General features: G+C 59.1%; 9 protein-coding genes and 4 pseudogenes. 9 read left to right on the top strand and 4 right to left on the bottom strand.

All coding sequences use genetic code 11. The features are described from left to right. The 3 genes and pseudogenes from QPK31_RS25830 to QPK31_RS25840 form a co-directional block, all read left to right on the top strand. Positions 1-518: DUF3363 domain-containing protein (locus QPK31_RS25830; RefSeq protein ID WP_000385702.1), on the top strand; the 518-nt coding region annotated here is incomplete at its 5' end. 216 nt (positions 519-734) lie between these two features. Continuing rightward, positions 735-1949: a chloramphenicol/florfenicol efflux MFS transporter FloR2 gene (locus QPK31_RS25835; RefSeq protein ID WP_000214125.1), complete on the top strand. Its 1215-nt coding sequence runs from the start codon at positions 735-737 to the stop codon at positions 1947-1949. A gap of 93 nt (positions 1950-2042) precedes the next feature. Then, positions 2043-2159 (top strand): annotated as a pseudogene (locus tag QPK31_RS25840) (DUF3363 domain-containing protein); the annotation flags it as partial. Here QPK31_RS25840 and tetR(G) read toward each other — a convergent pair. Further along, complete coding sequence (gene tetR(G), locus QPK31_RS25845; protein WP_000163574.1) at positions 2156-2782, bottom strand: tetracycline resistance transcriptional repressor TetR(G); 627 nt, start codon at positions 2780-2782, stop codon at positions 2156-2158. The pseudogene QPK31_RS25840 and the gene tetR(G) overlap by 4 nt on opposite strands. A 103-nt stretch (positions 2783-2885) precedes the next feature. Between tetR(G) and tet(G) the strand changes: the two genes are divergently transcribed. Next, positions 2886-4061: a tetracycline efflux MFS transporter Tet(G) gene (gene tet(G) / locus QPK31_RS25850; protein ID WP_001257840.1), complete on the top strand. Its 1176-nt coding sequence runs from the start codon at positions 2886-2888 to the stop codon at positions 4059-4061. An 89-nt stretch (positions 4062-4150) separates the two neighbouring features. Beyond that, positions 4151-4873: a LysR family transcriptional regulator gene (locus QPK31_RS25855; protein WP_223151157.1), complete on the top strand. Its 723-nt coding sequence runs from the start codon at positions 4151-4153 to the stop codon at positions 4871-4873. Between the two features lie 91 nt (positions 4874-4964). Here the strand turns inward: QPK31_RS25855 and QPK31_RS25860 are convergent, their stop codons facing one another. The 3 genes and pseudogenes from QPK31_RS25860 to intI1 form a co-directional block, all read right to left on the bottom strand. Continuing rightward, positions 4965-6449: an IS91 family transposase gene (locus tag QPK31_RS25860; RefSeq protein WP_022742855.1), complete on the bottom strand. Its 1485-nt coding sequence runs from the start codon at positions 6447-6449 to the stop codon at positions 4965-4967. A gap of 274 nt (positions 6450-6723) precedes the next feature. Further along, positions 6724-7074: pseudogene (locus QPK31_RS25865) on the bottom strand (TCP-1/cpn60 chaperonin family protein); the annotation flags it as partial. Positions 7075-7077: 3 nt separating this feature from the next. Further along, positions 7078-7377, bottom strand: a pseudogene (gene intI1, locus QPK31_RS25870) (class 1 integron integrase IntI1); the annotation flags it as partial. 203 nt (positions 7378-7580) lie between these two features. On the opposite strand from intI1, the gene QPK31_RS25875 reads away from it, so the two are divergent. From QPK31_RS25875 to QPK31_RS25890, 4 genes and pseudogenes are all read left to right on the top strand, one after another. Beyond that, on the top strand, positions 7581-7817 hold the full coding sequence (locus QPK31_RS25875; protein ID WP_071846316.1) for a trimethoprim-resistant dihydrofolate reductase DfrB4: 237 nt from the start codon (positions 7581-7583) through the stop codon (positions 7815-7817). A gap of 129 nt (positions 7818-7946) precedes the next feature. Then, positions 7947-8501 carry an aminoglycoside N-acetyltransferase AAC(6')-IIa gene (locus QPK31_RS25880; protein ID WP_023622803.1) on the top strand — a complete coding sequence of 185 codons (555 nt, stop codon included), beginning with the start codon at positions 7947-7949 and terminating at the stop codon, positions 8499-8501. A 92-nt stretch (positions 8502-8593) separates the two neighbouring features. Further along, a pseudogene (gene ere(A) / locus QPK31_RS25885) lies at positions 8594-9846 on the top strand (EreA family erythromycin esterase). A 184-nt stretch (positions 9847-10030) separates the two neighbouring features. Then, positions 10031-10378, top strand: a complete 348-nt coding sequence (locus QPK31_RS25890) for a quaternary ammonium compound efflux SMR transporter QacE delta 1 (protein ID WP_000679427.1) — start codon at positions 10031-10033, stop codon at positions 10376-10378. Positions 10379-10448 lie beyond the last annotated feature (70 nt).

Genomic DNA, 10448 nt, shown 5'->3' on the forward strand with positions numbered 1-10448 from the left:
TCTTCGAGGCGCGGGTTTCCGCCTTGCGACGGAGCGGGGTCGCTGCCGACCGGCTCATCCTCGATCCGGGGATGGACCGGCGATTGGTCCATGGCGAAACGGCCGACCTTGCGCCGACCGGCTTCGGGCAACAGGTCCGCGAAGCCATGGACCAGCGCCGCGAGCATCATATCGAACAGCGCGACGCCACGCGCAACAGGGACGGCCGAATCTTCTACCGGCGCAATCTTCTCGCCACCCTGCGCGAGCGGGAAGTTGCGCGCGCCGGTGCGGAGATGGCCGAGGGCAAGGCGCTGCCGTTCCGCGCCGCCAAGGATGGTGAGAGTGTCAGCGGCAAGTTCACCGGGACTGTCCAGCTAACGAGCGGCAAGTTCGCCATCGTGGAAAAGAGCCACGAGTTCACCCTTGTCCCGTGGCGGCCGATCATCGACCGCCAGCTCGGCCGCGAGGTCGCGGGTATCATGCAGGGCGGTTCGGTGTCGTGGCAGTTAGGGCGGCAGCGGGGGTTGGGGCTATAGGAGCCAACGATACCGCATTGCAACGCAACAACTAATTCGATAAGAGCTGCTATTCAATTTCGTAATCGTGGAGCCATCAGCATGGGAAATTCCAAGTCAGCAGACAAGTAAGCCGCAACATCAGAATTGTTGTTGCGGCGCTCTGTAAGACCAATCCCATCTGATTGCTGACGAGCAGACGCTGCCCGGTATCCTTAATCGAGAGGTTGATTCGTCATGACCACCACACGCCCCGCGTGGGCCTATACGCTGCCGGCAGCCTTGCTGCTTATGGCTCCCTTCGACATCCTCGCCTCGCTGGCGATGGATATTTATCTTCCAGTCGTTCCGGCGATGCCGGGCGTCCTGAACACGACTCCATCCATAATCCAACTCACGTTGAGCCTCTACATGGTGATGCTCGGTGTGGGCCAAGTGATCTTTGGGCCACTCTCCGATCGCGTCGGGCGACGGCCGATCCTGCTTGTAGGCGCAACGGCTTTCGTTGCTGCGTCTCTGGGAGCGGCTTGTTCTTCAACTGCATTAGCCTTTGTTGCGTTTCGTCTGGTTCAGGCTGTTGGAGCATCGGCCATGCTGGTGGCCACCTTCGCGACCGTGCGCGACGTATATGCCAATCGTCCCGAAGGTGCCGTCATCTACGGCCTTTTCAGTTCGATGCTGGCGTTCGTGCCTGCGCTCGGCCCTATAGCCGGTGCGCTGATCGGCGAGTTTTGGGGATGGCAGGCGATCTTCATCACACTGGCTGCACTGGCTTCGCTCGCACTCTTAAACGCCAGTTTCAGGTGGCATGAAACCCGACCGTTGGATCAGGCCAGAACGCAACGATCTGTTTTGCCGATCTTCGCGAGTCCGGCCTTTTGGGTTTACACGGTCGGATTTAGTGCCGGCATGGGCACATTCTTCGTTTTCTTCTCGACAGCCCCCCGTGTTCTCATAGGCCAAGCCGGCTATTCCGAGATCGGATTTAGCTTGGCCTTCGCGACTGTCGCGCTGGTCATGGTCACGACAACCCGCTTCGCAAAGTCCTTCGTTGCCAAATGGGGTATCGCGGGATGCGTAGCGCGCGGGATGGCGTTGCTCGTTTCCGGCGCGATCCTGTTGGGGATCGGCCAACTTTTCGGATCGCCGTCATTTTTCAGCTTCATCCTGCCGATGTGGGTTGTCGCGGTCGGCATTGTCTTCACGGTGTCCGTTACCGCCAACGGCGCACTTGCGCAGTTCGACGACATCGCTGGATCAGCGGTTGCGTTCTACTTCTGCATCCAAAGCCTGATAGTCAGTATCGTCGGGACATTGGCGGTGACGCTGTTAAACGGCGATACAGCGTGGCCCGTGATTTGTTACGCCACGGCAATGGCAGTGCTGGTGTCGTTGGGGCTGGCGCTCCTTCGATCCCGTGATGCTGCCACCGAGAAGTCGCCAGTCGTCTAGCCGACGACTGGAAGCAAGCCCGCTCCGATGCGGCGCAATAATCTTCGAAACCTCGTGAATGGCGGTATCCTGTCTGGCAAGATACCGCTCATTTCCCTTGTCCCGTGGCGGCCGGTCATCGACCGCCAGCTCGGCCGTGAGGTCATGGGCATCGTGCAAAGCGGATCGGTGTCGTGGCAGTTGGGGCGGCAAAGGGGCATAAGCCTCTAATCTGTTGTAGATGAACGCAGCCGCTCGAAACCAGCGATGAGGCTGTCGAGTCCGAAGTTGAACGCAGCATCCATGCCGTCTGTTTCCAACTCGTGAAACAGATCGTGCAGGAAGGACGACGGTGCTTGCTCGGACACATCTGGCCTGTCCGGAACTCTCTCATCGGCATCAGATGCCTGCTGCTCGAGAACGGAACCGACCACATAGTGACTGACCGCCCGGAGCGCCCAAACGGCGCGCTTCGGACAAAAGCCCTCCGCGCAGAGAAAGCGTATTTGCGTCTCGGCGGTGCCAAAATTCGGTTCTGTCGGTCGAGTGCCGGCATGGATACGCGCGCCGTCCCGATAAGAGAGCAACGCCGTTCTGAAGCTCAGGGCATTCTCTTTCAGGAACACCCGCCAGTCCTCATTCTCTTCGGGTAGCGAGCGGGTATGGCGTTCCGCCAGCATCGCCTCGGCGAGCGCATCAAGCAGCGCTCGCTTGTTCTGGAAATGCCAGTAAAGCGCAGGCTGCTGAACCTTGAGGCGTTCAGCGAGCTTCCGCGTCGTCAGGCTGTCCATGCCAACCTCGTTCAACAGCTCTAGCGCCGCCGCGATCACGGTGCCCTTGTCCAGTTTGGTCATTCACGTTCCTTCGCCAGTGCTTGACAATTTATCACCGATAAGTTATATTTCCATCTCCTTATCGTTGATAAAGTCGCTCCATTGAGCGGCGCTGGAGTTTCAGGTGCGCAGCTCTGCCATCATTGCCCTGCTGATCGTGGGTCTTGACGCCATGGGTCTCGGCCTCATCATGCCCGTCCTTCCGACGCTTCTGCGTGAGCTTGTGCCAGCAGAGCAGGTCGCTGGACACTATGGTGCCTTGCTGTCGCTCTATGCATTGATGCAGGTCGTCTTCGCGCCCATGCTTGGACAGCTTTCGGATTCTTACGGTCGGCGTCCGGTACTTCTGGCTTCTCTTGCAGGAGCCGCAGTCGATTACACGATTATGGCATCAGCGCCGGTCTTATGGGTGCTCTATATCGGCCGACTCGTGTCCGGCGTCACGGGCGCAACCGGAGCTGTAGCAGCCTCAACCATTGCCGATTCGACGGGGGAAGGTTCTCGCGCACGCTGGTTCGGCTACATGGGGGCCTGTTATGGGGCGGGCATGATTGCCGGGCCAGCACTTGGTGGCATGCTCGGTGGTATCTCTGCTCATGCCCCGTTTATCGCCGCCGCCCTTCTCAACGGGTTCGCGTTCCTGCTTGCCTGCATTTTCCTCAAGGAGACTCATCACAGCCATGGCGGGACCGGAAAGCCGGTTCGCATCAAACCATTCGTTCTGTTACGGCTGGATGATGCATTGCGCGGGCTAGGTGCGCTTTTCGCAGTTTTCTTCATTATTCAACTGATCGGCCAAGTGCCTGCAGCCCTATGGGTCATATATGGCGAGGACCGTTTTCAGTGGAACACCGCGACCGTTGGTTTGTCGCTCGCGGCGTTTGGGGCAACACATGCGATCTTCCAAGCGTTTGTTACCGGCCCGCTTTCAAGCCGGCTTGGAGAGCGGCGCACGCTGCTGTTTGGCATGGCTGCGGATGCGACTGGCTTCGTTCTTCTGGCTTTTGCCACGCAGGGATGGATGGTGTTCCCGATTCTGTTGCTGCTTGCCGCCGGGGGTGTTGGCATGCCGGCCTTGCAGGCAATGCTCTCAAACAATGTCAGCAGTAACAAGCAAGGGGCTTTGCAAGGAACGCTAACGAGCCTCACCAATCTAAGCTCTATCGCAGGACCGCTTGGCTTCACAGCACTCTATTCTGCCACCGCCGGGGCATGGAACGGTTGGGTTTGGATTGTCGGCGCGATCCTCTATTTAATATGTCTGCCAATACTACGCAGACCATTCGCAACTTCATTGTGATTTAGTCATGGCGATTTGGCATGCGTAGACTTAGGAGAAATGACGGATTAAATCTGTTGAGCAATCATCTCCTTTCGGGGCGAGTGCCAATGATGACCTTAGTTCACACTCTCGCTGTCGCCGAATATCTCAACTTCCGTCACGCCGCCAACGCGCTCGGCGTTGCACAGTCCAGCGTCAGCGCCCGCGTGAAGGCACTGGAAGAAGACCTCGGCATCCTCTTGTTCGAGCGTCATGCGCGCGGCGTTCGGCTGACCGAGGCCGGACGCCATTTCGTCGAGCGGATAGCCGTAGGTATTGACCAACTCGACCATGCGGTGAAAACCGCCGGCATGGCGGCAGCCGGAGAAAGCGGCCGGCTTCGTATCGGTATCCATGCCCTGATTCCGCATAGCTTCCTCGCAAAGCTGATCGGCCAATACCGCAAGGATTACCCCGATGTTGAAGTCGAGATCGCCGAAGGCCCGGCCCGTGAAGCGGTGGTGCAGCTTCGCGCCGGCAGGTTGGACGTGGCGTTCGTCGCGGGCACGCCCCAACCACCCGACTGCCATTCCCGTCGCACATGGACCGAACCGCTCTTGGCGGTGCTACCGGAACGGCATCCGCTCGCCAAGCGGTCAGCCGTCACATGGCCCGATTTGGCAGGCGAGACGTTCCTTGCGTATAGGAAGTTCAAACGCCCTTTTCGGGCAGTCTGCTGGGTAGGCGGCGGTCGCGCAAGCCCCGTTTTGGGCACGGATCGGACGTCTGTGAGTGGGATTTCGGCATCGCGGGGCCACGCAGCGGCGTTGTCAGCAGCCATGCTTCGCTGATTCCCGACAGCGGGCCGAGCGCCGCCCTGCGGATCGTGGCCGCATCGGCTCGGATTCCGGTTTCGCCGTCGGCTGTGCAGCCGGCAGATCGTCACGCGGCTTGCACTGGCGGCGCGCGCGCTGCGGGCCTGTAGTGCGCTTCTTCCCGCGCGCCGTGCTTCTCGAAGTGGGCGAGGATGGCGCGGATGGCGGTGGGTTCCTCGATGCTGGCGACGATCCGCACGGTGCCACCGCAGTGGACGCAGGCGGTGACGTCGATGGAAAAGACCCGCTTGAGCCGTTGCGCCCAGCTCATCGCACGGCGCTTCTCCTCGGGGCTGCGCGGCGCGTCGTGGGCGCTGACGTCCACTGGCGCCGCATCGCCCGCAGGCCGCTTGCCGCGCCCCGAGGGCGTCAGCTGCGCACGCAGGTTTGCATTCGGGGCGAATACGCCGTGGAAGCGGGTGAGATGCGCGCGAGGTGGCGGGACCAGCGCCGCCAGCTTGGCGATGAAATCCACCGGATCCCATTCCACATGCGTGGTGCCATTGCGCCACGGGGTCTTGAGCTGGTAACGCACCCTGCCCTGGAGCGCTATCGACAGCCGCTTCTCGCTGATCGCCGGGCGCGTGATGTAGCGGCACAGCTTTTCCAGCTTGTGGCTTTCGTGTGCTTCGGCCGCCACGCCGGCATGCAGTGAGAAGCCGCCGACCTTGCCGGCTTCGCCCTCCAGCGAACCGGCGTCACCGGGCAGCGTTTGCAGCGTGACGACCTTGCAGCCAGCGTCGCGGCCGGTGGCGATGCGGTAGGTGATCGAACTCATCCGCAGCCCATCCATGCTGTCGTCGCCTGCAGCGCTGTCTGCCAGGAAGGCCGATTCGCCCTCCCCTTCGAGCCAGCCTTTGCGCGTCAGGTGCCGACACACCCGGTGCGCGATGGTAGCTGCCAGCTGGGTCAACTGCGCGGTGGTGGGCGCACGGGCGCGGTGCAGGCGCAGTTCGCGCCGCGGCAGCTCGGTGGCTTCCACGTACACGCCGTCGAGCCACAGCATGTGGAAGTGGATGTTCAGGTTCAGCGCGCTGCCGAAACGCTGGATCAGCGTCACCGCGCCGCACTGGGCGCTGGCGCGGTCGATGCCGGCTTGATCGGCCAACCAGCCGGCGATCACGCGCTGCACGATGCCCAGCACCGGGCCAATGGCTTCTGGCTTGCTGGCGAACAGGAAACGCAAGGGGTACGGAAAGCTCAGCACCCATTGCCGCACAGGCCGCGGGCCGAACACCTCCTCGACCAGGTGCCGCGCACTCTCGGCCATGCGTCGCGCGCCGCAACTCGGGCAGAACCCGCGCTTCTTGCAGGAGAAGGCCACCAGCCTCTCTGCACGGCAGTGCTCGCACACCACCCGCAGGAAGCCGTGCTCGAGTACGCCGCAACGCAGGTAGGCATCGAACGCCTCGCGGACATACCCGGGCAGCGAGCGGCCCTCCGCTTCGATCCGTGCAATGAAGTCCGGGTAGTGCGCCTCTACCAACGCGTACAGCAGCGTGCGCTCGGGCGCGTGGCGCGCGTACCGCGAACCGGTGTGGGCGGACGGCAGTGGCGCGCATCCCGCGGCTTGCCGCCGGGATGTGGCGAGGCGCGGCACGCAGCGCTCCGGTGCGGGGACGGCTGCTCAGTGTTGCGCCTGTGTTCGCACGTTCGTATCGGTGCGTTCTGATCTTCGCGTCAGACATTGCCGCGGCGCGGGCACAACAAAAAGCCCGGCATCGCTGCCGGGCTCCGGCCCCGTCCTTGGGGCCTTGATGTCGGGTCGTTGCCGGGATCGGACCGCGCTGGCGCGGTCCGGTTCCCTGACGACCGGGCCAACCGGATCAGAAATCCATGCCGCCCATGCCGCCCATACCGCCAGCACCCGGCATGGCCGGCTCTTCCTTCTTCGGCACTTCGGCCACGACCACTTCGGTCGTGATCGCAAGGCCGGCGACGGAAGCGGCGTGCTGCAGGGCCGAGCGGGTCACCTTGGTCGGGTCCAGGATGCCCATGGCGATCATGTCGCCGAACTCGCCGGTGGCGGCGTTGTAGCCGTAGCTGCCTTCGCCGGCCTTGACGTTGGCCACGATCACGCTCGGTTCTTCACCGGCGTTGGCCACGATGGCGCGCAGCGGGGCTTCCAGCGCACGGCGGGTGATGGCGATGCCCAGGTTCTGGTCTTCGTTGATGCCCTGCCAGGGCAGATCCGTGCACAGCACCTTGCCGTAGAAGAACAGCAAGGCCGCCAATGCCTGACGATGCGTGGAGACCGAAACCTTGCGCTCGTTCGCCAGCCAGGACAGAAATGCCTCGACTTCGCTGCTGCCCAAGGTTGCCGGGTGACGCACACCGTGGAAACGGATGAAGGCACGAACCCAGTGGACATAAGCCTGTTCGGTTGGTAAGCTGTAATGCAAGTAGCGTATGCGCTCACGCAACTGGTCCAGAACCTTGACCGAACGCAGCGGTGGTAACGGCGCAGTGGCGGTTTTCATGGCTTGTTATGACTGTTTTTTTGTACAGTCTATGCCTCGGGCATCCAAGCAGCAAGCGCGTTACGCCGTGGGTCGATGTTTGATGTTATGGAGCAGCAACGATGTTACGCAGCAGGGCAGTCGCCCTAAAACAAAGTTGGGCTTCACCAGAGTATCAAGTTGCCGAGCTGGCGATAACCTAAAACATTAAAAAGAGGTTTGAAATGAATGAAGGAAAAAATGAGGTCAGTACTTCAGCTGCTGGCCGGTTCGCATTCCCATCAAACGCCACGTTTGCCTGGGGGGATCGCGTACGCAAGAAGTCTGGCGCTGCTTGGCAGGGGCGCATTGTCGGGTGGTACTGCACAACACTTACCCCTGAAGGCTACGCCGTCGAGTCCGAATCTCACCCAGGCTCAGTCCAGATTTATCCCATGACTGCGCTTGAACGGGTGGCCTGAAGTCACGGTTGAAATGCACCGCCTGACGGCCAAATCATGCGGCACCGTCCACAGCCCAACTAGTCGCTCCAGCGGATGGCTTCGCCGCCCGCTGAGCTAATTCGTTAGGCAGCACAGAGCGACCATTTCATGTCCGCGAGCACCCCCCCCATAACTCTTCGCCTCATGACCGAGCGCGACCTGCCGATGCTCCATGATTGGCTCAACCGGCCGCACATCGTTGAGTGGTGGGGTGGTGACGAAGAGCGACCGACTCTTGATGAAGTGCTGGAACACTACCTGCCCAGAGCGATGGCGGAAGAGTCCGTAACACCGTACATCGCAATGCTGGGCGAGGAACCGATCGGCTATGCTCAGTCGTACGTCGCGCTCGGAAGCGGTGATGGCTGGTGGGAAGATGAAACTGATCCAGGAGTGCGAGGAATAGACCAGTCTCTGGCTGACCCGACACAGTTGAACAAAGGCCTAGGAACAAGGCTTGTCCGCGCTCTCGTTGAACTACTGTTCTCGGACCCCACCGTGACGAAGATTCAGACCGACCCGACTCCGAACAACCATCGAGCCATACGCTGCTATGAGAAGGCAGGATTCGTGCGGGAGAAGATCATCACCACGCCTGACGGGCCGGCGGTTTACATGGTTCAAACACGACAAGCCTTCGAGAGAAAGCGCGGTGTTGCCTAACAACTCATTCAAGCCGACGCCGCTTCGCGGCGCGGCTTAATTCAGGTGTTATGCTCTGTGAGCCGGGTTATTGGCGAAGCGAACGTATGACGATTACAGCAATAAACGCAAAGGGTGAAAAAAAATGACATGGAGAACGACCAAAACACTTTTACAGCCTCAAAATCTGGACTTCAATGAGTTTGAGATTCTTACTTCCGTAATTGAGGGCGCCCGAATTGTCGGCATTGGCGAGGGCGCTCATTTTGTCGCGGAGTTTTCACTGGCTAGAGCAAGTCTTATCCGCTATTTGGTCGAAAGGCATGATTTTAATGCGATTGGTTTGGAATGTGGGGCGATTCAGGCATCCCGGTTATCTGAATGGCTCAACTCAACAGCCGGTGCTCATGAACTTGAGCGATTTTCGGATACCCTGACCTTTTCTGTGTATGGCTCAGTGCTGATCTGGCTGAAATCATATCTCCGCGAATCAGGAAGAAAACTGCAGTTAGTCGGAATCGACTTACCCAACACCCTGAACCCAAGGGACGACCTAGCGCAATTGGCCGAAATTATCCAGCTCATCGATCACCTCATGAAACCGCACGTTGATATGCTGACTCACTTGTTGGCGTCCATTGATGGCCAGTCGGCGGTTATTTCATCGGCAAAATGGGGGGAGCTAGAAACGGCTCGGCAGGAGAAAGCTATCTCAGGGGTAACCAGATTGAAGCTCCGCTTGGCGTCGCTTGCCCCTGTCCTGAAAAAACACGTCAACAGCGATTTGTTCCGAAAAGCCTCTGATCGAATAGAGTCGATAGAGTATACGTTGGAAACCTTGCGTATAATGAAAACTTTCTTCGATGGTACCTCTCTTGAGGGAGATACTTCCGTACGTGACTCGTATATGGCGGGCGTAGTAGATGGAATGGTTCGAGCGAATCCGGATGTGAAGATAATTCTGCTGGCGCACAACAATCATTTACAAAAAACCCCAGTCTCCTTTTCAGGCGAGCTTACGGCTGTTCCCATGGGGCAGCACCTCGCAGAGAGGGTGAATTACCGTGCGATTGCATTCACCCATCTTGGACCCACCGTGCCGGAAATGCATTTCCCATCGCCCGACAGTCCTCTTGGATTCTCTGTTGTGACCACGCCTGCCGATGCAATCCGTGAGGATAGTATGGAACAGTATGTCATCGACGCCTGTGGTACGGAGAATTCATGTCTGACATTGACAGATGCCCCCATGGAAGCAAAGCGAATGCGGTCTCAAAGCGCCTCTGTAAAAACGAAATTGAGCGAGGCATTTGATGCCATCGTCTGTGTTCCAAGCGCCGGCAAGGACAGCCTAGTTGCCCTATAGGAAACCGGAAATGAAAATGAGGGAGCATAACCTGCCAATCCACCGGACGGTTTTCAACCGCCGGTGATCAGCGCGATTAGATGCACTAAGCACATAATTGCTCACAGCCAAACTATCAGGTCAAGTCTGCTTTTATTATTTTTAAGCGTGCATAATAAGCCCTACACAAATTGGGAGATATATCATGAAAGGCTGGCTTTTTCTTGTTATCGCAATAGTTGGCGAAGTAATCGCAACATCCGCATTAAAATCTAGCGAGGGCTTTACTAAGCTTGCCCCTTCCGCCGTTGTCATAATCGGTTATGGCATCGCATTTTATTTTCTTTCTCTGGTTCTGAAATCCATCCCTGTCGGTGTTGCTTATGCAGTCTGGTCGGGACTCGGCGTCGTCATAATTACAGCCATTGCCTGGTTGCTTCATGGGCAAAAGCTTGATGCGTGGGGCTTTGTAGGTATGGGGCTCATAATTGCTGCCTTTTTGCTCGCCCGATCCCCATCGTGGAAGTCGCTGCGGAGGCCGACGCCATGGTGACGGTGTTCGGCATTCTGAATCTCACCGAGGACTCCTTCTTCGATGAGAGCCGGCGGCTAGACCCCGCCGG

This window comes from Massilia sp. YIM B02769, from assembly GCF_030411995.1.
In the GTDB taxonomy this organism is placed as follows: Bacteria; Pseudomonadota; Gammaproteobacteria; order Burkholderiales; family Burkholderiaceae_D; genus Telluria.